At 33.8% G+C, this 23,772-nt stretch carries 20 protein-coding genes; 10 read left to right on the forward strand and 10 right to left on the reverse strand.

The features are described from left to right. Positions 1–19 precede the first annotated feature (19 nt). The 7 genes from H7350_RS09140 (at position 20) to H7350_RS09170 (ending at position 9,431) form a co-directional block, all read left to right on the forward strand. Positions 20–1,423: a M20/M25/M40 family metallo-hydrolase gene (locus tag H7350_RS09140; protein WP_204345604.1), complete on the forward strand. Its 1,404-nt coding sequence runs from the start codon at positions 20–22 to the stop codon at positions 1,421–1,423. Between the two features lie 4 nt (positions 1,424–1,427). After that, entirely contained in the window at positions 1,428–1,913 is a 486-nt protein-coding gene (locus H7350_RS09145; protein WP_204345605.1) for a type II secretion system protein GspG, read from the forward strand. Further along, complete coding sequence (locus H7350_RS09150) at positions 1,910–2,488, forward strand: hypothetical protein (protein WP_204345606.1); 579 nt, start codon at positions 1,910–1,912, stop codon at positions 2,486–2,488. The genes H7350_RS09145 and H7350_RS09150 overlap by 4 nt, the downstream gene beginning before the upstream one ends. After that, complete coding sequence (locus H7350_RS09155; protein WP_204345607.1) at positions 2,488–2,877, forward strand: glyoxalase superfamily protein; 390 nt, start codon at positions 2,488–2,490, stop codon at positions 2,875–2,877. Before H7350_RS09150 ends, H7350_RS09155 begins: the two co-directional genes overlap by 1 nt. 98 nt (positions 2,878–2,975) lie before the next feature. After that, entirely contained in the window at positions 2,976–5,372 is a 2,397-nt protein-coding gene (locus H7350_RS09160) for a hypothetical protein (RefSeq protein ID WP_204345608.1), read from the forward strand. Continuing rightward, on the forward strand, positions 5,372–7,852 hold the full coding sequence (locus H7350_RS09165; protein WP_204345609.1) for a hypothetical protein: 2,481 nt from the start codon (positions 5,372–5,374) through the stop codon (positions 7,850–7,852). Before H7350_RS09160 ends, H7350_RS09165 begins: the two co-directional genes overlap by 1 nt. A 1-nt stretch (position 7,853) precedes the next feature. Beyond that, positions 7,854–9,431: a carboxypeptidase-like regulatory domain-containing protein gene (locus H7350_RS09170; RefSeq protein WP_204345610.1), complete on the forward strand. Its 1,578-nt coding sequence runs from the start codon at positions 7,854–7,856 to the stop codon at positions 9,429–9,431. On the opposite strand, the gene H7350_RS09175 is transcribed toward H7350_RS09170, so the two are convergent. After that, positions 9,428–10,570, reverse strand: a complete 1,143-nt coding sequence (locus H7350_RS09175; protein WP_204345611.1) for a serine hydrolase — start codon at positions 10,568–10,570, stop codon at positions 9,428–9,430. The genes H7350_RS09170 and H7350_RS09175 overlap by 4 nt on opposite strands. 46 nt (positions 10,571–10,616) lie before the next feature. Further along, positions 10,617–11,822, reverse strand: a complete 1,206-nt coding sequence (lysA, locus tag H7350_RS09180) for a diaminopimelate decarboxylase (protein ID WP_204345612.1) — start codon at positions 11,820–11,822, stop codon at positions 10,617–10,619. Positions 11,823–11,941: 119 nt separating this feature from the next. Here lysA and H7350_RS09185 point away from each other — a divergent pair, with 119 nt between their 5' ends. Both H7350_RS09185 and sucC read left to right on the forward strand, forming a co-directional pair. Then, positions 11,942–12,598 carry a hypothetical protein gene (locus H7350_RS09185; protein ID WP_204345613.1) on the forward strand — a complete coding sequence of 219 codons (657 nt, stop codon included), beginning with the start codon at positions 11,942–11,944 and terminating at the stop codon, positions 12,596–12,598. 121 nt (positions 12,599–12,719) lie between these two features. Next, on the forward strand, positions 12,720–13,910 hold the full coding sequence (gene sucC, locus H7350_RS09190; RefSeq protein ID WP_204345614.1) for an ADP-forming succinate--CoA ligase subunit beta: 1,191 nt from the start codon (positions 12,720–12,722) through the stop codon (positions 13,908–13,910). Between the two features lie 151 nt (positions 13,911–14,061). On the opposite strand, the gene H7350_RS09195 is transcribed toward sucC, so the two are convergent. Continuing rightward, positions 14,062–14,304, reverse strand: a complete 243-nt coding sequence (locus H7350_RS09195; protein WP_204345615.1) for a DUF1456 family protein — start codon at positions 14,302–14,304, stop codon at positions 14,062–14,064. An 18-nt stretch (positions 14,305–14,322) separates the two neighbouring features. Beyond that, complete coding sequence (locus H7350_RS09200; protein ID WP_235989311.1) at positions 14,323–15,204, reverse strand: alpha/beta hydrolase; 882 nt, start codon at positions 15,202–15,204, stop codon at positions 14,323–14,325. Between the two features lie 210 nt (positions 15,205–15,414). Here H7350_RS09200 and H7350_RS09205 point away from each other — a divergent pair, with 210 nt between their 5' ends. After that, positions 15,415–15,816, forward strand: a complete 402-nt coding sequence (locus H7350_RS09205) for a TerB family tellurite resistance protein (RefSeq protein ID WP_204345731.1) — start codon at positions 15,415–15,417, stop codon at positions 15,814–15,816. Here the strand turns inward: H7350_RS09205 and H7350_RS09210 are convergent. From H7350_RS09210 to H7350_RS09235, 6 genes are all read right to left on the reverse strand, one after another. Then, positions 15,813–16,247, reverse strand: coding sequence for an SRPBCC family protein (locus tag H7350_RS09210; protein WP_204345616.1), 435 nt, complete (start codon positions 16,245–16,247; stop codon positions 15,813–15,815). The two genes, H7350_RS09205 and H7350_RS09210, sit on opposite strands and share 4 nt — an antisense overlap. After that, on the reverse strand, positions 16,244–18,253 hold the full coding sequence (uvrB, locus tag H7350_RS09215; RefSeq protein WP_204345617.1) for an excinuclease ABC subunit UvrB: 2,010 nt from the start codon (positions 18,251–18,253) through the stop codon (positions 16,244–16,246). The genes H7350_RS09210 and uvrB overlap by 4 nt, the downstream gene beginning before the upstream one ends. A gap of 72 nt (positions 18,254–18,325) precedes the next feature. Further along, positions 18,326–19,372, reverse strand: a complete 1,047-nt coding sequence (locus H7350_RS09220) for a phage tail protein (RefSeq protein WP_204345618.1) — start codon at positions 19,370–19,372, stop codon at positions 18,326–18,328. Positions 19,373–19,383: 11 nt separating this feature from the next. After that, positions 19,384–20,745, reverse strand: coding sequence for an amidohydrolase family protein (locus H7350_RS09225; RefSeq protein WP_204345619.1), 1,362 nt, complete (start codon positions 20,743–20,745; stop codon positions 19,384–19,386). 2 nt (positions 20,746–20,747) lie between these two features. After that, entirely contained in the window at positions 20,748–23,063 is a 2,316-nt protein-coding gene (locus H7350_RS09230) for a PD40 domain-containing protein (RefSeq protein ID WP_204345620.1), read from the reverse strand. A 97-nt stretch (positions 23,064–23,160) separates the two neighbouring features. Further along, positions 23,161–23,574: a lipocalin-like domain-containing protein gene (locus tag H7350_RS09235; protein WP_204345621.1), complete on the reverse strand. Its 414-nt coding sequence runs from the start codon at positions 23,572–23,574 to the stop codon at positions 23,161–23,163. Positions 23,575–23,772: the final 198 nt, after the last annotated feature.

Raw genomic sequence — 23,772 nt, forward strand, 5'->3', positions numbered from 1 at the left:
CATTGAAAAATACCATCATATGAAGCGAATGCTTATTCTTTTATTTTGTTTTTTTACACTTCAAATTTCAGCTCAAACAGATGCTGAAAATCTCAAACAAATTTTTTCAAATTCTTTAACTAATGGTATGAGTTACCAATGGTTAGACCACTTGTCTAATCAAATTGGTGGTCGATTATCAGGTTCATTGAACGCTGAAAAGGCGGTACAATACACCAAAGAAGAACTTGAGAAATTAGGCTTAGATAAAGTTTGGTTACAACCAGTAATGGTGCCAAGATGGGTAAGAGGTGCTCCAGAATTTGCTTATATCGAAACATCACCTGGACAAACAACGAGTGTTAATATTTGTGCGCTTGGAGGATCGGTTGCAACTCCTAATGGAGGTGTGAAAGCAAAAGTTATTGAAGTGAATAGTTATACAGACTTAGAAGCTTTAGGTACCGATAAAATCAAAGGAAAAATAGTTTTTATAAACCGACCAATGCAAGCCGATTTAATCAATACATTTGAAGCCTATGGCGGTTGTTCATCAGAGCGTTATAGAGGTGCGGCTGAGGCTGCTAAATATGGTGCTGTTGGGACTATAGTGCGTTCATTAAATTTAAGACTTGATGATTATCCACACACGGGAAGTATGAGCTACGGAGATTTGCCAGTTAACCAGCGTATTCCTTCTGCAGCCATTAGTACAAATGATGCAGAATTATTAAGCGGGATGTTAGCTTTGGACAAAGACATTAATTTCTTTTTTAGTCAAAGCTGTAAACAATTGGCCGATGTGCAATCGTATAATGTTATTGGTGAAATTACTGGTAGCGAATTTCCAAATGAAATTATTGTTGTTGGAGGTCACTTAGATTCTTGGGATTTAGGAGATGGCTCTCATGATGATGGCGCAGGCGTTGTACAGTCTATGGATGTGCTGAGATTGCTAAAGGAAAGTGGTATTCGACCAAAACGTACTATTCGTGCTGTATTATTTATGAATGAAGAAAATGGTTTACGTGGCGGACGTAAGTATGCAGAAGTTGCCAAATCTAAAAAAGAAAACCATGTGTTTGCTTTAGAGAGTGACTCAGGAGGATTTACACCAAGAGGGTTTAGCTTTGATTGTAGTGAAGCTATGCTGGCTAAAGTTCAAAGTTGGAGACCTTTATTTAAACCGTATTTAATTCATTTCTTTGAAAAAGGATACAGCGGAGCAGACATAGGACCATTAAAAGAAGAAGGATTGGTATTAGCTGGCTTGCGTCCGGATTCACAGCGCTATTTTGATCACCATCATGCCGCGAATGATACATTCGAACATGTGAATAAACGAGAGTTAGAATTAGGTGCAGCTTCAATGACTGCCTTGGTGTACTTAATTGACACCTATGGGACACAAACCATTTCAAATACTGAAGAGCTAAGAGATTAATGGTATGAATGGTTTTTTTGCTGAATTACTGGCCGAAATACTTCTCATATACCTTGATATAAAATTTTGGTTTAAGAAAAGAAAACAGCGACGGTATGAGAAAGCAAACCGTCTTCCTCAAAAATCAATGTTATATCCTTCAGATAAAATAGGTATTGCCCTGTTCGTTATCAGCTTAAGCATTGCTATTCTGTTTGGAGTCTTCATCTATCCTAGTATTAAAATAAGTAGAACTGAAGATAAGTTGCTTGAGATTGCTAATCTTCTCGAAAAAGAAAAGAGGGATATTGGTGTCTATCCATTAGTGTTAGAAACCATTATTAGAAATAACCCTTTAAGAAAGGATATCACTAAAGATGCTTGGGGACAAGAGTTTAGGTATCAGCTTTCAGAGGATAGTACAGCTTATTTGTTATTTTCCGTTGGAAAAGATAGAACGCCAAAAACTAAAGACGATATCGTATTAACCGACAAAACAACTTCAAAATGAAACACCTAATAATTAGCTTGTCATTGATTTTAACAGCTATGAGTTTTGCTCAAGACAATTCAAAAGAACAACTTCCGTATTATGAAGTGCCAGAATATTCAAAAGAATTTACAGCAGGCACTGTAGCAGCCAGAATGGTAGATGCTCTTGGATTTCGTTTTTACTGGTCCAGTGAAGGATTGTCGGAAAACGATTTAGCTTTTAAGCCTAATGCCGATGTGCGTTCTACTGGAGAAACTATAGACCATATTTTAAGTTTGTCGTACATTATAGTTAATTCAACTTTACAAAAGGGTAATGATAAAGTTGACACTTCTAAACTTACTTACGAAGACAAACGTAAACAGACTTTACTAAACTTAAAAACAGCTGCTGATATATTGAGAACAAGTGATGATATTTCGGAATACAAAATTATTTTTGGAGAACGTGAAATTCCGTTCTGGAATCAGATTAATGGTCCGATAGCCGACGCTATATGGCATTGTGGACAGCTGGCATCTTTTAGACGGTCTTCAGGAAATCCAATTAACTCTAATGTAAATCACTTTCGTGGTACTGTAAAAAAAGACTAATGCATAAGGCTGTTTTACATCAAATTCATCCAGTTTTACCTGTTCGTGATGTCACAAAGGCTCTCAATTATTATGTAGAAAAACTGGGATTTAAACATGCTTTTTCTGATCATACCGATAAGCCTACTTATGGAGGCGTTGTGAGAGATAATATCGAGATTCACTTACAATGGCATGATGAGAAGGACTGGATTGAAGGCATGGATAGTGTGCTTTTAAGAATATATGTTGATGAGGTTGATTTGTTATTTGAAGAATATAAAACGCAAAATGTGTTTCACGACAATACAGCTTTAAGAAACACAGCTTGGGAAACTAGAGAGTTTGGGTTTTATGATAATGATAAAAACGGACTAATTTTTTATAAGAATTTTCCTGCTTCGGTATGATTTTTGATACTTAAAAAATAGCTTTTTAACACAATTCGTGAGAATAATCAACTCATGTATAAAAGTGCTTAAGAATTTACTAACCAATCTTTATATCTATGAAAGTAAAATCATACTTACTATCACTAACATTTGGTTTACTGCTTTTTAGTAATTCTGCGTTTTCTCAGGGCACAGACCTAATGTCATCTTATGAAGACTATGCAGAATTAGAGCGCGAAGTGGTCTATTTACACCTGAATAAATCGACATATATCAAAGGTGAATCTATTGGGATTAAAGCTTACGTTTTGGATAAGGCAAGTAAGTTGTTATCTACTGAAACTTCAAATTTGTATTGTACGATAAGTGATTCAAATAATTCTATTATTAAGAAAAAACTACTCATGGTCAACAATGGCATAGCCATTAATGATTTTACCATAGATAGTCTATTTACTTCTGGGGAGTATAAAATTACAGCTTACACCAATTGGATGAAAAATTTTGATGAAAAAAACTACTTTTCTCAAAACATCCGTATCATCGATCCAGAAGTTGAAAAAGAAGCCAAACAACTCAAGGCGACATCTGAAATAGATGCACAGTTTTTACCAGAAGGTGGTCATCTAGTTGCTAATGTTGAAACTATTATTGGGGCTGTAATCAAAGATAATTTTGGTTTCGGAATTCCTAATTTAGAATGTGAGGTTTTAGATTCTGAAAACAATCAGGTCACTACATTTAAACTCAATCAGTTTGGTTTAGGGCAATTTAGTTTAACACCACTAACAGGTAAGGCCTATAAAGTAAGCTTAAAATTAGATGAAAAAGAGTATACATTTAATATTACTGCAGCTGAAACCCGAGGTATTGGGTTGCGAGTAAATCAACAAAAGGATAACACCTTTGTGACACTAAAAACGAACACTACAACTTTAAGTAGCCTTCAAAATCAAGTGTATACAATAGCATTGCATAATGGTAATGTACTCAAAGAATTCAACTTTAGATTTAATGATGAATTAGAGATTGTAAAAGCGATTTCAAATTCAGATTTATTTCCTGGTATTAATATTATCACAGTATTAGATGCAAATAATACACCACTTTTAGAGCGAATGCTATTTAATTATGAGGGAGTTAACTTAATAACGTCTGGTCAACCTTCTGTAAAAAAGAAAGGCGATTCGCTTCTTGTATCATTACCTTATAAAAGTTTGAATGTCGAGGAGTTTAATAATTTTAGTATTTCAGTAATGCCATCCAATACACGTGCTTATAATCATCATGAAAATATATCCTCATCAATTTTATTACAGCCTTATGTTAGAGGATATATTGAAAACTCGCATTATTATTTTCAATCGGTTACACCAAAAAAGCAATATGAGTTAGATGTTTTACTACGCACGCAAGGCTGGAGTAGTTATGATTGGGAGACAATTTTTAATGATCCTCCAGATTATGATTATGATTTTGAAAACGGAATTAGCTATGTAGCTAATTTTACTAATAATAATCAGCAGCAACTAATTATTTACCCAACACTTAATAGTCCGCTGGAAATCATAGAATTACAGCCTGGAGAAATGGCGTTTGAGAAACAGGAGTTTTTTCCAATTTCTGATGAAAAAATTGAAATAGGTGCTATTGATAATAAAGGAAAACCAACAACACCTAATATAGCTTTAAACTTTAGTCCTAAGCGTATTCCTGATTTTGAATTAGCCTCATCTTATACTGCATTAAGACCACGAGAATCCGGATTCTCAGGAATGAATAATTACAATGATTTTGAAAATGGCTGGAGAAAAATTGAGAAGTTGGATGAAGTCATATTAACGGGTAAACGTAAATACACTGAAGTTGAAAAGATTAAAAATTCGACTATAGGAAAAGTTCAGTTCTTTGATAATAAGAATAAGCAAAAATGGCAATCTGTTGGGCGTTATTTAAGTGCTAGAGGCTTTGTCGTTTTAGAAAACAAAGCAGGTGGTAATGGTTTTGAAATTTACAGGCGAAACCCAGCAACATTTAAAGGAACAAAATCAGCAGATAATATTCCTGTAGTCTATATAGATGATATTATTTTACATCAGGATTTAGGGCTTTTAAGGGACATGCGATTGGATGAAATTGATTATATCGAAATTAATCATTCAGGTGTAGGAGCAGGCATGCGAGGTGGTGGAGGTGTTATAAAAATTAAAACTAATCCTATGAGTTCTTATGAACAGCCAACAAAAAAAGTAGAACATAAAAGCTTTGATGTGCCATTAAAATTTGATGTTACCAAGCGTTTCTATATTCCAAAGTATACATCATATGAAAGTAATTTCTTTAATGAATATGGAATCATAGACTGGTTCTCAAATGTCAGTACAGACATTGATGGTGTGCTAAATTTAAAACTATATAATAATCAAGTTACTAATCTTAAACTTTTTATCGAGGGAGTTTCTAATGATGGAACTTTTATTTCCGAAGTAAAAGAATTAAAAATCAACGAATAATGAGAAAGTTTACAATCATTCAATGTTTAGTTGCAATATTTTTATTAGGTCATGTTGTTAATGCTCAAGATCAAAATGAAGGTATAGATCTTATATCTGCCTATAAGGATTATACCGAAATGGATAGGGAATTAGTTTATGCACATCTTAATAAATCTATCTATGTCAAAGGTGAAACTATAGGTATTAAAGCTTATGTTTTAGATAAATATTCTAAAACCTTGGCTAGCCAAGCAGCCAATTTGTACTGTACAATTTCAGACGAAAAAGGTGTTGTGATAGAACAAAAATTATTAATGGTTGAAAATGGCATAGCAACTGGTGATTTTGAGATTAATGATTCGTATACTTCTGGTTATTATTCGGTTAAGTTATATACCAATTGGATGCGGAATTTTGAAGAAGAGAATCTTTTTATTGAAACGGTTAGAGTCATAGATCCTGAAGTAGAAAAAAAATTAGATTCTGAAATTGATACCAAAACAATTGATGCTCAGTTTCTACCTGAAGGCGGTCATTTATTATCTGAAGTTGAAAATACTATAGGCGTTATCATTAAAAATAGCCAAGGACTGGGAATACCTAATATTCAAGGTGAAATTGTAAATCAAAATGGTGTTGTGGTTACCAATTTTAAAGTCAATCATTTAGGAATAGGGAAGTGTTTGCTAACACCAAAAACGGGTGAAACATATAAAGCTGTATTTAAGTCTGAAAGCCAAGAGTATTCTACAGATATAGATGCTATAAAAACTCAGGGGATAGCTTTAAGTGTAACTCCTTTAAGAGGGAAAGTTGCTTTAAAAATAAAGACAAATGCCACAACATTGGAGCGTATTAGTCAAAACCTATTTAAACTTGCCATTCACAATGGAAAAAACCTGAAAGAAATTAGTTTTAAATTTGATGAAACTTCAGAGGTTATCAAGGTTATTGATAACCCAGATTTGTATAAGGGCGTCAATATTTTTACCATTTTTGATGATAAAAATAATCCATTAGTTGAGCGACTTTATTTCAATCATGATGGTCTTGAAATGATAACTTCAGGTGTGCCAAGTACTACAGTTAATCACGACTCTATTAAAATTACGTTAGCCTATACTATTGACGAAATTAAATCGACTAATGCAGTCAGTATTTCTGTGTTACCAAGTAAAACAAATGCATTTCATCACCATAACATGGCGTCCTATGTACTTTTGCAACCTTATTTAAAGGGATATATTGAACAAGCTCAGTATTATTTTACAGATATCACACCAAAAAAGCAATTTGAATTAGATAATTTATTAATCACTCAAGGATGGAGCAGTTACGATTGGGATACAATTTTTAATAATCCTCCTGAATATGATTTCGATTATGAAAATGGTATAGGTTTTACGGTTAATTCGTCAGAAAGGGAAGATCAACAATTGATGATTTACCCTACTTTAAACCATTCAACAAAATTTATAAGTTTAACCAAAGACAATCCGTCGTATACAGCTTCAGGATTGTTTCCGTTACAAGATGAAGTTATTAGAATTCGTAGTATAGATGGCATTAGTAAAAAAGCAAAGCCGAAATTATACATGCAGTTTGATCCTATAAAAGTTCCTGAGCTTAATACTTCATTACAACCGCTCATAATTGCCAAGTTAAATTCTGAAGCACCATATGTCGATTTATCTACATCTAATATTTTGCAAAAGGTTGAAAAACTAGATGAGGTTATTATCAATAAGAAAAAGGGCTATACCGAAATTGAAAAACTAAAAAATAGAAGTCTTGGTAATGTTGAAGCTATCGATGAGACGATTGTGAAGCGCTATAGAACTCTAGTACGTTACCTTAGAGATAAAGGCTGGACAATTTCAGACGCACCTGGTAAATTTGAAATATACAACAATCAAACATCTGGATTCCAGGAACGTGCTGTACAAGTAGATGGTATAACATTTCAGAATGTAGAAAACCCAAGTAATACCAATGTGCCAGATGCTCCAAGCCTTGATGATCATACGCTTTTTGTGCAAAATGCAACTACGATTCCTATAGTATATTTGGATGGAATTATTTTACATGAGGATTTAACAATTTTAAAAAGCTTAACCTTAGACCAGATTGAATGGGTTGAAGTCAATAAGTCTGGAGTAGGAGGCGGAATGCGTTCTGGAGGCGCAGGTTTAATTCGTATAAAAACAAGACCTGGCAGTAAGGTGAAAGCTACTGTTGATGATAATTATGGAACCTATCAAGTTCCATTAAAATTTTCAGCAGCTAAAAAGTTTTATATTCCAGATTATGTGTCTTATGATAATGCATTTTTTAATAAGTTTGGAGTTATCGATTGGTTTCCAAATTTAACAGTGAATAGTGATGGTACTATCGAATTTAAAATAGAAAATAAACAATTCAGTGAAATTAAACTGGTTGTTGAAGGTATTGTAAATGATGCGTTTGTTTCCGAAGTAAAAACAATAAAATTAAATTAAAATGATGCAAAGAATAATACAATCAGTCTGCTGTATTCTTATCTATATTGGTTTAAATCACGTTAATGCTCAAACGACTCCTGTAGCACCTGAAGACCGAGAAATTTTTTGTCAGGTTTTAGATCAGTCAGACAAGCTGCCAATTGTTTTTGCAACGGTGAGCATCAAAAATAAAAATAACGGCGTTATCGCAGATGAGGATGGTTATTTCAGACTTCCGTATAAGTATAAAATCCAAGATGATGTCTTAATCATTTCTTCCATTGGTTATGAGTCGAAAACAATAGATGCTAAGAGTTTAAAAGATGGTATTCAAAATACGATTTACCTAAAACCTAAAATCGAAGCTCTAAACGCTGTCACGATTACTACTACGAAAGGAACAACAAAAAAGGAATACGAAAATGTAAGGGAAATTGTGGGTAAAGCTATCAGTAAAATGAGAGTTAATTTTCCAACACGACCACATTCGTATATTGGATATTATAGAGATTACCAACTGTTACAGAATAAGTATTTTAATTTAAACGAAGGTATTATTGAAGTTTTTGATGAAGGCTTTCAAACCAATAAATTACTGTACAAAAATAACCAAGCAGCATTTTATCAATTTAAACAAAACTCAAAATTCCCTAAGGATACATTGCTGACTCAAGAATATGATAACCAAAAATATAAGTATATTAAAGATGCAACTATTTCGTCTATTGGTGGTAATGAATTAAGTATTCTCAACGTTCATAATGCCATAAGAAATTATGAATATCATAGCTTTTCTTTTGTACATACGTTTAAAGAGGACTTTTTAAATAATCATGAATTTAGAATCGCCCAGAAATTATACTTGGATGATACATTAATCTACGAAATCAAGTTCTTTGCTATTGAGGAGGTCACTGGAGTAAAAAATACAGCTGATGGAACTATTTACATAGCAGCCGATAATTATGCGATTCATAAATTGGAGTGTTTTGGATATAATGTAGGTGATCCCGAGCCGTTCTTTTCGGTAAAAATAGAATACAAGCCTAAAGGCGATCGCATGTTTCTAAACTATATTTCTTTTAACAATAAATTTAAAGTGAAGAGTCGTGATGATTTTCAAATTGATGATGTGTCTTTTGATCAAGGTGAAAATGCTTTTTATGTAAGATTTAATAATACAGTAGATAAGCGAACTATTGAAAATAGTAGAAATTTCAGGTTTATTTACAAGCGAAAAAAACTTAAGATTAATAGTGTAACCTTAGATGATAGTAAGACTGTAAAGATAAGTTTGATAAATGGAGCCATTCCTTCTAGTAGTCCGATTACTGAAGAAACAATGCAGGACCTTACTTATAAAATCAAAAATGTCACAGACATTACTGGACGAGATTTAAATAAGAAAACATTTATACGTGTCAATCAGTTTAGAGAGCTTTTTGTACAAGAAGTATTTACAGATAAAACATTGCCAGATGATTTGTACTTTGTTAACAAATCTGAAAGACTGAGTGAATCCTTGATAAATACAGATAAGCTTAAAAATATTTCTGATTATTGGATTAATTCTCCTCTAAAAGCAACTAAGAATTAATGTTCAACGGTTTCTGAGTCCATATAATACTGATGAAGCTGACGACCCAATTCTGCTAAAAACGGTATTCCAATAGATTCGTACTCATATAGGTCATCGTTAAATATCCTGTTCTTATTTACGTGTATGGTTGCAGTGACAATAAATGAAATGCCATTATCATGGTCTTGAATAAAAGCACAATCTGTTAAATATCCATAAGCATAGCCGACCTTATTTGATATGTTAATATGATCAGGAATACGCTTTTTGGAGTCGCCATACATGAAGAATTTTACATAACCATCGTGATACTCTTTTTCATTAAATCCAGCTTTTCGCGGAACGATTTGCATCACATCTAATAGAAATTCTTTATCGCTATCATTAAGCATAAAACGTTGATTTTCGTTATAAGATTCAGGAAACTGAACCCGTTTCATCAGTTCATGTAAAGTAGACACTGGCAGATAGTTTTTTTTCGAAAAATCCATTGGAGTATGTATCAAACTATCACTTTTATAATAACCGATTCCTTTTTGCAATGCCTTTAACGCTATATGCTGAACCTCAGAATTGACCTGATACGGAAGCTGATACACTGAATCATTTTCCTTTTGAAATACGATCGGTTTTGTCTTAGGATTCAATGGATTTTTGGTCTCCAATCGGTGTGAGATTCTAGCAGGCTGAAGTCCTTTTTGTTTCAATTTTGCATTGATATAATCACGACCCAAAAACTCGTACAAACGGTTGTAGGATGCATTGTCACTAACAGAAAAAATGGCTTTGATATCATCTCTTATTGTTGATGATATCGAATCTCCTAAAACGGTATAAGGGGTTTGACTCGTAACCAGTTTTAAAGAGTTCACCTTTTCTAAGGCTAAAACAGCAATAGGAAATTTGACCGTACTGGCAGGATAAAAATAAGCCTTATCGTCAACTTGAAAGCGATGCGTAACCGCATTGATGCCTTGGTCATTATGATCTAAAATTCGAGTTACGATAATCTGAACTTCATGACTGTCTAAGTTATCCATTACCGATTGAATAGCTGGATGCTCAGAACCTAATATACCTTGTAAAGGGTCTTGGTCTTCATTCTTTTGACAACTCCACACCGTAAATAGAACTAAAGTAAAACACAGATATTTCATAAGTGTAAAGATAAAAAAAACGCAAGCTCTAAGTCTTGCGTTTTTTTTATAAATCAATTTCTACCTGATTGTTTAAAATATCATCAAAGGTTTCTCGTTTTCTGATAAGATGCGCTTTCTTATTATACCACAATACTTCTGCCGGACGGTAACGAGAATTGTAGTTTGACGCCATCGAATAGCAGTAAGCACCAGCATTTTTAAACGCGAGAATATCATCCTCGTTAATTTCTGAAATACGCCTGTTATTAGCAAATGTGTCTGTTTCGCAGATATAACCAACAACCGAGTAAAACCGTTCACGACCATCAGGATTAGAAATATTTACAATCTCATGTTGCGATCCATAAAGCATGGGTCTGATTAAATGATTAAATCCAGAATCAACTTGAGCAAAAACAGTAGATGTTGTTTGTTTTACGACATTCACACTGGTTAAGAAATAACCTGCTTCACTTACCAAAAACTTTCCAGGTTCAAAGGCTAGAGTAAGTTGCTTGCCATAGGTTTTGCAAAATTGATTAAAACGCTTAGAAAGTTTTTCACCTAACTCTTCAACATTAGTTTCAATATCTCCACTTTTATAAGGTACTTTAAATCCGGAACCGAAGTCTATAAAATCTAAATTTTTAAAATTTTTAGCCGTATCAAACAAAATTTCGCTGGCATATAAAAAGACGTCGATGTCTAATATATCACTACCTGTATGCATGTGAATACCATTGATATTCATTTGGGTGTTTTCTACAATGCGTAATAAATGCGGAATCTGATGAATCGAAATCCCAAATTTACTATCAATATGTCCTACGGAAATGTTCGTATTTCCACCAGCCATCACATGTGGATTAATTCTAATACAAACAGGTGTTTTAGGATGTTTGGTGCCAAATTGTTCTAATACTGAAAGGTTATCGATATTAATCTGAACACCTAGCTTTGCAGCCTTTTCAATTTCAGCAAGCGACACACCATTAGGTGTATAAATAATTTGCTCAGGTTTAAAGCCTGCTTTTAAGCCTAGCTGCACTTCTTGTATCGAAACCGTATCTAATCCAGAACCAAGTTGATTAAATAATTTTAATACTGAAATATTAGATAATGCCTTTACAGCGTAGTTTAGCTTTAACTGTTTTACCTTACCAAATGCCGATGTTAAGCGTTTGTACTGAAATGTAATCTTTTCAGCATCATATACATAAACCGGACTTCCAAAGTCTTTTGCAATCTGTAATAAGGTATTGTGTTCCATTCGTGTTAAATCTTAGTTTTAAATATAAATTTTGGGCGAAAATAAGTGTAATCCAAAATTAAAACATGAAAATGATAAAATATTGCTATTTTTACACAAAATGTTAAATAGTTAACAAATTGAAGACCATTGCTTCTTGTGTACAAGAGATTATAGCTTCAAGCCCTTTTTTAGAAGAAGGTTTGTCGCGAGATATTATTAATTTTTCTGCTTTAGCGAAAGATTTAAATCAGCCCATTTCAGAAATGTTGCGTAAGCCAGTGAAAGATGGCGCAATTATGATGGCTTTAAGGCGTCATCAACAACCTTTACATCTTGAAAATTCGAGTCGGTTAAAAGCCGTTTTTAATCAATTGGGAGATATAACTGTACGTTCAAATCTAAGCGATTTTACATTTCAAAATTCTAAAACATTGATTCATAGTCATTCTCAAATTTTGGAGAAAATAAGTGCAAATCATCAAATTTTTTATGCCTTTACACGAGGTATGTTTGAAAGTAATATGATTATTTCAACTTCAGAAAAGGAAAGCATTTTTGAGGCGTTTAAAAACGAGACACAAATTGGTCTGCAAGACAAATTATCAGCAATTAGTATTTATCTGCCAAGAGGTAATTCAAAAATTGCAGGTTTGTATTATCAGATTTTTAAGCGTTTAGCTTGGGAAAACATTACGATATATGAAGTGGTTTCTACAACTAATGAATTTACAATTGTAGTAGAAGATCATTTGGTTGACAAAGCTTTTTCTGTAATTAAGCGACTCAAAGACTAAAATACCTATGCAAAAAATCAATACTAAAAACTATTGGTAAAAACTTTTAGTATGTTTATTTTTGTGCTCGTAAAATGCTTCGGAAAATGAACCGAAGACAAACCATAAATTTCAAAACCAAATGAATTTACACGAATATCAAGGAAAAGAATTATTAAGCAGTTTTGGCGTACGTATTCAACGAGGTATTGTTGCACAAAATGCTGATGAAGCAGTTGCAGCAGCTAAGAAATTAACTGAAGATACTGGTACAGGATGGCACGTTATTAAAGCACAAGTTCACGCAGGTGGTCGTGGAAAAGGTGGTGGTGTTAAACTAGCTAAGAACTTAGACGAGGTAAAAACAATTGCAGGGCAAATTATTGGAATGGATTTAGTTACTCCACAAACCTCTGCAGAAGGAAAACGTGTACACCAGGTTTTGGTTGCTGAAGATGTATATTATCCTGGAGATTCTGAACCAGAAGAATATTACATGTCTGTTCTTTTAAACAGAGGAACTGGTCGCAATATGATTATGTATTCTACAGAAGGAGGAATGGATATTGAAACAGTTGCTGAAGAAACACCGCATTTAATTTTTACTGAAGAAATTGATCCTGCAACAGGGATTTTACCATTTCAAGCACGAAAAGTAGCCTTTAACTTAGGACTTTCAGGTGCTGCATTTAAAGACATGACTAAGTTTGTAACAGCATTATATAGAGCGTATGTAGAATCTGATTCTTCATTATTTGAAATTAACCCAGTGTTAAAAACTAGTGATGATAAAATTATGGCAGTAGATGCAAAAGTCTCTTTAGATGATAATGCATTATTCAGACATAAAGATTTAGCTGCTCTACGTGATTTACGTGAAGAAAACCCTATTGAAGTTGAAGCAGGAGAATTAGGATTAAACTATGTTGATCTTGATGGTAATGTAGGATGTATGGTAAATGGAGCTGGACTTGCAATGGCAACAATGGATTTAATTAAACAAGCAGGAGGAGAGCCAGCTAACTTTTTAGATGTTGGTGGAACTGCAGATGCTGCTCGTGTTGAAGCTGCATTTCAGATTATTTTAAAAGACCCAGCTGTAAAAGCAATTTTAATCAATATTTTTGGTGGTATTGTTCGTTGTGATCGTGTCGCTCAAGGTGTTATTGATGCTTATAAAAATATGGGTAATATTGAAGTGCCAATTATTGTGCGTTTACAAGGAACAAATGCTGATATCGCTAAAGAATTAATTGATAATTCTGGATTAGATGTAATGAGTGCTACTGAGTTTCAAGAAGCTGCAGATAAAGTACAAAAAGTATTAGCTTAAATAATAATAGTTATAACATAAAAAAAGCTCCTGTATTCAGGGGCTTTTTTTATGCTGTGATACGACCTTCTATTATGGAGATTGTATTACGATTTTTTTTATATACGTCAAGTCATATATAAGTGTATGACCTTTTGGTAAATAAATTTATTTAGGATTTCTTTTTTTGTGGTTTTGGCATTGGTCCACGTAAGTGAATGATTAATCCGTTGAGGAAGTTTCTTAGAATTTGATCACCACACTCCATATAGTTGGGATGGTCTTCTCGTCTAAACATTGCATTTAATTCACTTTTAGTGACTCTAAAATCTACAAGTTCTAAAATTTTTACAATATCATCATCGCGTAATTTGTGCGCAACTCTCAGTTTTTTAAATATATCGTTATTGGTCATGAATGTCGTATTAAAAGTTTAGTTGTTTTTAGAATTAGATGTCATAAGCCATTGAAAAGCTTTTGGGAAATTAGAACTCCAAAATGCTTCGTTGTGTGTTCCGCCTTCAATGACTTTACTTTGAATATGATTTGGGTCAACCCCTTTTTTTAATAGTAAGGCAACCATTTTTTCTTGATCAGGAACCATCGTTTCACTTTCTTTACTACCAGCTAAAAAATAAAATTTAGAGGTGTTCGGAATGTCAGTAGTGCTTGCCAACTCATATATGCTTTCATTGATCCAAAAGGCAGGAGAAAACACACCTGCTTTACTAAATGTTCCAGGATATTTTAGAGTCGCATAAAATGCCATTAAACCTCCAAGAGACGATCCGAAAATACTCGTGTGTTCAACTTCTGGCTTTGTTCTGTAGGTAATATCAATATGAGGTTTTACCGTATTAATAATGAACTGCATAAAGGTATCTCCTTTGCCTCCGCCATATTTTTCGTGCGGATAGGGTGTAAGTTCTTCTATACGTTTCTCATTTCCATGTTCAATTCCGATGATAATAACGTCGTTATCCTTAAGCGTATCTAAATATTCGTCGACTTTCCACTCACCAACATAAGACGTTTCGGCATCAAATAAATTTTGAGCATCAAACATATACATTACAGGATAACTTTGTTTTGATGTATGGTAAGATTTAGGTGTGTAAACCCAAATGGTTTTATGAGTCCCAAGTTGAGGTGCTTCAATTTTAAATGTTTCAACGTGCTTAGAAGCTGTGCTTTGAGCATTAAAACTTGTGACAATACATAGGAATATAATTCTAAGTAAAAGTGTTTTTTTCATGTCTATTTCAGTTAAAACGAAAGTACACAAAATATAATTATTATCTAAGATGCAGTTCATCGATATTGTTTTTTGAAAGCCAAAAAATCGTTGAACTACACACTGTTTTTAATATATTGAAAATCAGATGATTATGATTAATTTTAGTGTAATAGTAGGAAAAGTACGATGAATGGTAATTTTTTTTTCGATGATTTACAGATTATCAAGGATTATAACCTAACCAAACCCATTAAATTTATAAAACTAAAAATCATGAATCCCTCACCTATGATAAACCGTGTTGAAAAGCTAAGTTTACTATCAGAAATGATAGCCTTCGCACAAAAAGACGAAAATATAAAATCCATTGAATATAAATTTCTAGCTAGTATTGCCAGACAACTTGAAATTTCACAAGAAGATTTTGATTATTTATTTGAGCATCCTGTGACTTATGTGCATTTAAAATCGCATAGCGAGCGTATAGTTCAATTTCACCGATTGGTATTATTGATGAATCTCGATCATCAAATTTCCAGTAAAGAATTGGTTAAACTTCACAATTTCGGATTACGTATGGGCTTAAGTCACGAATCTATAAACCGTGTTTTAGATTTAATGGATAGTTTTCCAAATAAAATTGTGCCACCAGATTTTTTAATAGATATCTTTAAAGTTCAATACAACTAACTATTGAGATATTTTGCAAGGCGCTCTTTTATGAAATAATTCCAGCCACCAATACAACTTTCTCGTTTAAACTCGGGAATATCATCAGGAAAGTCTTCAGTAACGGTTGTTGTTAAAGTTAACATGGTTTGGTTATCCTTTTCTGAAAGTTCAAATGTCACGAACGAATTCCCTTTATACGTCTCATACGTCCAGTTATATACAATTTTTTCTAAAGGTTTAACTTCAGTTATTTCCCATACATGAGGAAAGACTCTATCTTCTGAACTTACATCAAACTGAGTTTTAAAACCTAGTTTAGGTTTAAATGCTGGAATGTTTTCAAAAAACCATTGTTGCATATCTTCCAAGTTGGTAATAGCTTTCCAAAGTGTTGCCTTAGAGACATTAAAAAGATGTGAAACGACTATTGGTCCTTCTGAAACTGTCATATACTATGCTTTAGTTTTTCTAATTTTTCCTGATAGCCTTTGATGTCATCACGTAATTGAGCTGCGATAATAAAGTCTAGAGCTTTTGCAGCTTGTTCCATTAATTTACGTTTTTCCCTGATTTTCTTTTCTAATTGCCCTTTAGTGAGGTATTCACTTTCAGGCTCAGCAGCTTTTGCAGCTTCCAGTTCATAGCTGTAAGTACTCACCGAATTTTTAGATAATGCATTGTCTAAACTTTTATTGAGTGCTTTAGGAGTGACGTTGTGTTTGGTATTATAGGCAATTTGCTTTTCGCGTCGGTATGTTGTTTCGTCAATGGTCTTTTGCATGCTTTTTGTGATTTTGTCAGCATACATAATGGCCTTTCCATTCAGGTTTCTAGCTGCTCTTCCAACAGTTTGTGTTAATGAGCGGTTTGATCTCAAGAAGCCTTCTTTATCCGCATCTAAAATAGCAACCAATGAAACTTCGGGTAAGTCTAAACCTTCACGAAGTAAGTTAACACCAACAAGTACATCAAATAGACCTTTTCTTAAATCCTGCATAATTTCCACACGCTCTAAAGTATCTACATCACTGTGTATATAACGGCATCTAATTTGAATGCGATCTAGGTATTTTGTAAGTTCTTCAGCCATACGCTTTGTAAGTGTCGTAACGAGAGTCCGTTCATCTTTTTCAATACGTTGCTGAATTTCTTCAATTAAATCATCGATCTGATTTAAGCTAGGTCGTACTTCAATGATGGGATCAAGTAAACCTGTTGGCCTGATGACTTGTTCAACATATACACCATCAGTTTTTTGAAGTTCATAATCTGCAGGTGTCGCGCTTACATAAATAACCTGATTTTGTAAGGCTTCAAACTCTTCAAATTTTAGAGGTCTGTTATCCATGGCTGCAGGTAAACGAAAACCGTATTCTACTAAATTTTCTTTTCGACTGCGATCACCACCATACATGGCGTGGACTTGTGATATGGTCACATGACTTTCATCTACAACCATTAAATAATCTTCAGGAAAATAGTCTAACAAGCAGAACGGTCGTGTTCCAGGCTGTCTTCCGTCGAGATATCTGGAATAGTTTTCAATTCCGGAGCAATAGCCTAACTCACGAATCATTTCCAAATCAAATTCGGTACGTTCTTTTAAGCGTTTGGCTTCCAGATGCTTTCCAATGTCCTTGAAATAATCATACTGTTTAACCAAATCATCTTGTATCTCACGAATAGCACCTTGAAGTATGTCTGGTGACGTTACAAACATGTTGGCAGGATAAATATTTAATCTGTCGTAATGTTCAATCACTTCATTAGTTTGAATATTAAACTGCTCAATATCTTCGATTTCATCTCCAAAAAAGTGAATGCGAAACGCATCATCAGCATAACTCGGAAATACATCAACGGTATCACCTTTAATTCGGAAATTTCCATGGTTAAAGTCTGCTTCTGTTCTAGAATACAAACTCTGAACAAGCCGATGAAGTAAGTCGGTTCTTGAAATTTCCTGATCGATTTCCAACGAAATGACATTCTTTTGAAATTCAACAGGGTTACCTATACCATACAAACATGACACTGAAGCCACAACGATGACGTCACGACGACCAGAGAGAAGCGAAGAGGTTGTACTCAATCGCATTTTCTCAATTTCTTCGTTGATGGATAAATCCTTTTCAATATACACACCAGAAACAGGAATGTAAGCTTCAGGCTGGTAATAGTCGTAGTAGGACACAAAATACTCAACTGCGTTATTAGGGAAAAATTGCTTAAACTCTGAGTATAATTGAGCCGCTAAGGTTTTGTTATGAGCAAGGACTAATGTTGGCCGTTGCACTTCTTCAATGACATTAGCTACAGTAAAGGTTTTACCAGAACCTGTAACACCCAGAAGGGTTTGGTATTTCTCATTAGAGTCGATACCCTCTACCAATTGTTTGATGGCCTGAGGTTGATCTCCAGTAGGTTTGAATTCGGATTGTACTTTGAAACGCATCTCACAAAGTTACAATAAAGAGATTATATTTTGATTGTGAGTTTCGTTCAATTCTGTTCAACAATTAAATAATTAATATTTAATGCTCCATAACACAGATACATTTCTGGGTCTTGATTCACTTCCTCCACTTGAAGTCGAATTAAAACTTGGAATATTCAAATTGTGTGTATGATTTCCACTGCTATTTATAGTTAAATTATTTATAGTTACTGAATGATTATGTGATCCAGAACTATTGGTGTAGCGTGAAGGAAAATATACGCTATGATTATGACTGCCACTTGATCCAGTACCACTATTAGTGGCTCCAATGAGCTGCCTTATATATGTGCCACCAGACACAGAGGTTGTAACATATGTGCTTTCGTAAGTAATGGGATGGTAATGATAGCCTGATGTAGAGCTATTCATATTAAAGGCTTGTATTAAATGAGCATGAGCTCCTGAATTGTTCGTAGTAAAATTTCTTGGTTGTATGGAATGAGAGTGATAACCATTATTTGAGACATTTGTTGGAGGCGGATCTACACCGTGTAAGTGAGACAAGGTTTGATTATTTTGTTTGGTTCCTATGTTGTCTCCTGTAGTTCCATCGCCTCTATCTAAACGTGACAACGCATTTGGATCATTTCCAGAACCATTACTAAACCCTCTTAAAAATTCACCACGGTAATCAGGAAGATTAAAGGTTGTAGTTCCATCTCCTGAACCATAAGATGTGCCAATTAACGCGAATAAATTAGCATAGGTTGTTCTACTTACAGCACTGCCATTACATTCTAAATAACCGTCAGGAGGAGTCGCCGTAGGAAATGCGAAAATCGCTCCTGTAGGTATAGTATCTCTTGGGTTATCGGCTAATCTAACCCATTGTGTACCGTTGAAATAGTAAAAACCGCTGACATCATCCGTTTGATAGACTAATAATGCTTCTGCAGGACTTGTAATATTGATACGTTCTGTTACCGTTAGTCTTGGGATTAGAATTCCAGAATCTGTTGACACTACGTCTAACATAGATGAAGTATCAGGATTGGTTGTGCCAATGCCTACTTGTGCATGAATTGGAACAATACTCATCAAAATAAATAAGCTAACTAAAGATAAAATTCTCATTGTATTTATTTTTATTGTTTGACTGATTCGTAATGCCTTTCTATTTCCAAATCTGAAAGATTTAAAAACCGTGCAGCGTTATCATAATAGATGGCTCTTTTTTGATCATCGCTAAGCCAATCTATGTTGTATATAATTTCAATATTTTTTCTAATTGTACCCACATAATCAGAAGCAAACATTAGGCGATCACCTAACCCTTCTTCAAAAAGTTTTTTAACTCTAGGTTCCCACAAATCTTTGGGAGCGAACATACTCACAGCAGATATTTCGCAATAAATTTGATTGTATTTTTTCATTACTTCAAGACACTCATTAAAATAGCTTCCAGGGTAATGCATTAAATAGATTTTTAAATTTGGATACTTTTTTAATATTGGAAGCAGTAAAAGAGGGTTGCCGTAGGCCTCATTCCAATTAGGTGTCTCTTTCATGTTTCGTTTAAAAGGTCCTTTATCGGCGTGAAATCCAATAGGAATTTGGTAACGTTCTGCGAGTGCCCAATACAAATCAAAACGTTTGTCAGCAGGATGTACACCCATACTGTGAAATGAGGTTTCACCGAGATATTTTAATGTTCCGTTTTTGTAAAGTGTTTCTAATACTTTAATGTCTGGTAGTTCATCAACACAAGGCTCGTCTTGTTCTCTCAATGGGTTACAAGGTAGTCGCGGACCACTCCAGTACCTATTGTCTTGTTCCTGCCATAACTTGGCATATTTTAGAGGTCCTCCACCAAGGGCTAGAACAATGTTGTTTTCATCAAGTCGTTGTCCCATCCATTTAATTTTGGCCATGTCAATATCTGAATCAATTGTATTATAATCTTCATTATCTTGATATCCCTTGGTAATATGAATATGTGTGTCAATTATGGGTTGATTTTTTAGAAAATTATCAATCTCATTTTGTGGAGCTACATAAGTAATTGGTACTTTTTTTACTGTAGAGTGGAGGTGAATGATGTTCCATTTATCTTCAGTTTTTTTCCAAACTTTAGTAACGAATTCTTGCATTTTTGAGTCTTCGTCAAATGGATATTCTAATGTTTTTATGGAGTATCCTGTTTCATGTGTTAATGGATAAATATCGAGCTTATCTATAGTTGGAGTTTTAAATGGCCTAGGGATTGTATTACAAAATTTTTCAATTACTGATTTAGAAGGTACTTTTCTGCCATTCGCTAAAAAAGTAATACTATCATGCATCATAGACATTACTTTGGAACATTTTCCATTTTTAAATGCTTCTTGTTCTATCAAAGCTGCAGATTTTATTTCAGATTTAATGGCTTTCATATTTTGGGAAAACCCCATCATACCTATTCCAAAGGCTAATACCAAAAAACTAAGTATACTTTTAAAATTTATCATGTTTATAGTTGTTGTTTTGAAATCCACAATGGTGCACCATCTTCCCATTTGTTGTGTGTTAATCTCACTTTTTTTCTATCGGAAATACGAATAGCAACAATCTCACCATACATTTGAGGCGCGAAAATGAAGGATTGTACTATTGGTTGTTCGTCATTAATTCCAAACTCTTCAGTTGAGTAAATAATCCATTTTCCGTCAGGTGAAAAGTGAGGATGACCTTCTTGACCAGAATAGGATGTCATCTGTTGAGGCGCAGACCATGAATCATCATCTTGACGTTCAATTAAAAAGATATCCATAGTTTTAACAATATCCTTTACATTCTTTCCGTGACTATCTGAGCAATACACAATTTTGTTTCCATCTGGTGATATCACGGGAAAATTCTCTTTAGCTTCACTATTGGTTAGGTTCGTTATTGTTCCGTTTTCCTTTATATAAATGTCCATGTTACCAGAAGCACCACTTCTGTAGACCATTGTATTATTGTCTGCTGAAAAATCTGCAAATCCGTAGTTGGCGTTTAATGGTGTGATTTTTTCTAAGGTTTCATTTTTCAAATGATAGGTATACACAGCGCCTTGGGCTTTAGGATTTCCTCTAAAACTTCCTGCTGAAAACTGTAGTGCAGATCCATCAGGTGTGAATTTGGTGTCGATAATTCGAGAAGATTGAGGGTTAAAGTCTTTATCGGCTTTGAAATCGAATAATTTTTCTACTTCATTGGTATTATAATCTACCATGTAAAACGTAGTCGTGCTACTTAAAAAAGAACTGACGAATAAGGTTATGTAAAGCAAACCAATAGCATATCCCAAAAACATCATAGTGTATAATTTATACAACGAAGCCATAGGTTTGTTTGCTGATTTCTGCTTTTTATAAATTTTATACATTAATATCAAGGCAATGAGAACGACTAATAAAATCAATCCTATGTAAAGCTTAACAGTACTCATTGGGAGAACAAACATACCAACCCAATTGTATAATAGGATAAGAATAATAGTGATAAGCAAAACGGATAAAACAGAAAATATAAGATGCTTCCAAAATTTGATTTCACGACTTTTTTTTATGCTCCTAACAATTCCCACTATAAACCATATGAGTGCCAAAACAGGAAGTAATATGATTGGGTATAAAAAAGGTGTAACAAAATCACCAAAGCCTCTGGCAGGATTATAACTGTATACAATTTTGGTGTCATTTGGAACAGGTGGAGAGGCAAAAGAACGACGAATACCAAAAAGAGCAATGTCCTTATTTTCTATGCGATCTGAGGCTGGATGATTTTTTACTAGCACATCGCCAAAAAAATCACCTTTATTACCTTCAGTTTCTTTCAATTCTTTTCCGCCATGATAAACGATGATGCCTGATTTATGATAATAAACATTCATCATATCCATTGTAATAGATTTTGATAATGATGAATCTATAGTCTTAGTTATCGGGTTGATTTCAAGAATTCTAAATCTATTTTTTTTAATATCCCGATTAGTTAATAAAATGCGTTCATTATTAATGACCAAAGGTGACATGGCACCATTTAAACCTTCAGGCGTAATGATATTTTCATTTTCACCATCAACATCTATTTGATACAAATCAGGCTTGCCATTACTCTCAGACTTATTACTGTAAAAAATAATTTTTGAATCGTCTTCACTCCAGTTTGGACTTCCGTCCCAGCCTTCAGAATTGGTTAGTCGTTTTACGTTTTCACCATTAGATGACATTGTGTAAATTTCACCTGTACGTTGCATAGCAAATACCAGAAATTTATGTGGTTTTATATCGTGAGATCTATCACTAGAGAAAGCGATGGACTGACCATCATGAGAAAATCTGGGTCTAAAATCTCCCGCACTATTATGTGTTAGATTTATTGCGTTATCAACAGATAAGGTGTCAAAAGGCTTAAACGGTAATTTATAAATTTCTGCATTGCCTTCATGAGAGGATACAAAAGCAATCCAGTTGCCATCAGGCGAGAAATCTATCTGGTCTTGCATAGAATTACTCTTTACTAAAAGTCTTGGTAAGGTGTCGCCTTCAATATGTTTGATGAATAAGTGAGGTTTCCCTAATCGCTCCGAAGTAAAGACTACCCATTTACCGTCAGGACTAATTTTAGCGTCGTAATCTAAACTTGAATTTTTTGTAAATGGATTAAAACTTTGTCCATTATCTTTCGAAATATGAATGTTCCATCCTTGGGGACGAAACGAAGAGTAAAATACTTGATCATTTGTTTGTCCGTTAGCCCAACAACAAAATAGTAATAGAATTATCAACTGTAAGTGCTTCATAATATGACTGCTAGTGATTTAAAAAGCCGCTCCCCACAAACGGCTTTTTTTGATGATAAATAGGTTTGATATTTATTATAGGTTTGGGTATTGTATATTAACCTTCTATTTTATCAAAGACGACAGTCTCATCATTATCACTGTTAATAGTGAGTAAGTTTTCAGTAATGGATATGATCTCAGCGTTAATGGTGTCACCTTCAAAAGATATGGTGATATCAGTATTGTTTGTAAGTGTAAATGAGGCTGTATTGATACCTGATGATTCACAATTATCTGCAATTATTTCAAAATTTTCAATGGTAAAAGTTCCATTATTTGAAAACTGTATATAACTCATTTTTTCGCAATCTGTGTAAGATCCAGGTGTAACGGACTCATTGTACCATTTTCCTGATATTAATAATTCTCTTACTGTAAGTTCGCCATCAGAATTATTATCATCGTCGCCACTGCAGTTAATTGTTAAGAGTGCCAAAATTAAAAGTCCAAGGTGTTTAATTGTTTTCATGATTTAATTGTTTTCAGAGTTTAATGTTTTAAAGAAAAAGGAAACAACGGTAACTCCACGTTTTAAATTGTTGCTTCCTTTTCTCAACTGATTAATAGCATCTTTACTATCGTTTGATAAATTTTATCTTTTTTATAATTTCATTTTTTAAAAGGATATTTAGCTGATATGTTCCTTTTTTTAAATGATCAATGCTTA

This window comes from Psychroserpens algicola (genome assembly GCF_014526325.1).
Lineage (GTDB): Bacteria > Bacteroidota > Bacteroidia > Flavobacteriales > Flavobacteriaceae > Psychroserpens > Psychroserpens algicola.

Excerpts from the sequence above, each read along its gene's own strand:
- H7350_RS09140 (WP_204345604.1), top strand. The coding sequence starts at position 20 with ATGAAGCGAATGCTTATTCTTTTATTTTGTTTTTTTACACTTCAAATT.
- H7350_RS09145 (WP_204345605.1), top strand. The coding sequence starts at position 1,428 with ATGAATGGTTTTTTTGCTGAATTACTGGCCGAAATACTTCTCATATAC.
- H7350_RS09150 (WP_204345606.1), top strand. The coding sequence starts at position 1,910 with ATGAAACACCTAATAATTAGCTTGTCATTGATTTTAACAGCTATGAGT.
- H7350_RS09155 (WP_204345607.1), top strand. The coding sequence starts at position 2,488 with ATGCATAAGGCTGTTTTACATCAAATTCATCCAGTTTTACCTGTTCGT.
- H7350_RS09160 (WP_204345608.1), top strand. The coding sequence starts at position 2,976 with ATGAAAGTAAAATCATACTTACTATCACTAACATTTGGTTTACTGCTT.
- H7350_RS09165 (WP_204345609.1), top strand. The coding sequence starts at position 5,372 with ATGAGAAAGTTTACAATCATTCAATGTTTAGTTGCAATATTTTTATTA.
- H7350_RS09170 (WP_204345610.1), top strand. The coding sequence starts at position 7,854 with ATGATGCAAAGAATAATACAATCAGTCTGCTGTATTCTTATCTATATT.
- H7350_RS09175 (WP_204345611.1), bottom strand. The coding sequence starts at position 10,570 with ATGAAATATCTGTGTTTTACTTTAGTTCTATTTACGGTGTGGAGTTGT.
- lysA (WP_204345612.1), bottom strand. The coding sequence starts at position 11,822 with ATGGAACACAATACCTTATTACAGATTGCAAAAGACTTTGGAAGTCCG.
- sucC (WP_204345614.1), top strand. The coding sequence starts at position 12,720 with ATGAATTTACACGAATATCAAGGAAAAGAATTATTAAGCAGTTTTGGC.
- H7350_RS09195 (WP_204345615.1), bottom strand. The coding sequence starts at position 14,304 with ATGACCAATAACGATATATTTAAAAAACTGAGAGTTGCGCACAAATTA.
- H7350_RS09200 (WP_235989311.1), bottom strand. The coding sequence starts at position 15,204 with ATGAACTGCATCTTAGATAATAATTATATTTTGTGTACTTTCGTTTTA.
- H7350_RS09205 (WP_204345731.1), top strand. The coding sequence starts at position 15,415 with ATGATAAACCGTGTTGAAAAGCTAAGTTTACTATCAGAAATGATAGCC.
- H7350_RS09210 (WP_204345616.1), bottom strand. The coding sequence starts at position 16,247 with ATGACAGTTTCAGAAGGACCAATAGTCGTTTCACATCTTTTTAATGTC.
- uvrB (WP_204345617.1), bottom strand. The coding sequence starts at position 18,253 with ATGCGTTTCAAAGTACAATCCGAATTCAAACCTACTGGAGATCAACCT.
- H7350_RS09220 (WP_204345618.1), bottom strand. The coding sequence starts at position 19,372 with ATGAGAATTTTATCTTTAGTTAGCTTATTTATTTTGATGAGTATTGTT.
- H7350_RS09225 (WP_204345619.1), bottom strand. The coding sequence starts at position 20,745 with ATGATAAATTTTAAAAGTATACTTAGTTTTTTGGTATTAGCCTTTGGA.
- H7350_RS09230 (WP_204345620.1), bottom strand. The coding sequence starts at position 23,063 with ATGAAGCACTTACAGTTGATAATTCTATTACTATTTTGTTGTTGGGCT.
- H7350_RS09235 (WP_204345621.1), bottom strand. The coding sequence starts at position 23,574 with ATGAAAACAATTAAACACCTTGGACTTTTAATTTTGGCACTCTTAACA.